This is a genomic window from Suttonella ornithocola (assembly GCF_001889065.1).
GTDB lineage: Bacteria > Pseudomonadota > Gammaproteobacteria > Cardiobacteriales > Cardiobacteriaceae > Suttonella_A > Suttonella_A ornithocola.
Map to the genome: position 1 here is coordinate 1 of NZ_LWHB01000334.1, position 484 is coordinate 484.

The window sequence follows — 484 nt, forward strand, 5'->3', positions numbered from 1 at the left end:
CGCTTTAGAGCATAACAAATCGCTGATTGCGAGCAATTAAAACGTCTAGCGCTTTCCCATTGGTAATCATCAGGATACTGCTCAATATCCTTAAGCAAGGCTTCATCATCAATCTTTGAGGGCTTACGCTCAGTAAAACCTTTAGGATGGGGATTTTTAATCCAGCTATAGACGGTGAATTTGCTGATCTTGTAGTGCTTTGCAACAGCGCGCCAAGTTTCTCCATTAGCAATATCGTTAAGAATTTTCTGTCGGAATTGGCGGCAGTAGGTCATAGGATATGCTCAGTTTGTTTTTGATAATTCTACTACAAGTTGTTCTTTATATCTGCTTTGGATAGATTGGATTCTAAGTGATTTAACTATAAAATAGAGAAAATTCAATTTGTTGAATTTTGCAAAGATCTCGTTCTATAACATAGCGCATTTTTGACATGCAGTTTGTTGTCGGGCTTTCTGGACTTGACTTCAGCGCTTGGCTTCTT

The 484-nt window shown here is 38.4% G+C and carries 1 protein-coding gene; it reads right to left on the bottom strand.

The annotated features are described in order from the left end of the window. The coding region (locus A5N85_RS14200; RefSeq protein WP_072577677.1) for an IS630 transposase-related protein at nucleotides 1–275 on the bottom strand (275 nt) is incomplete at its 3' end. Nucleotides 276–484 lie beyond the last annotated feature (209 nt).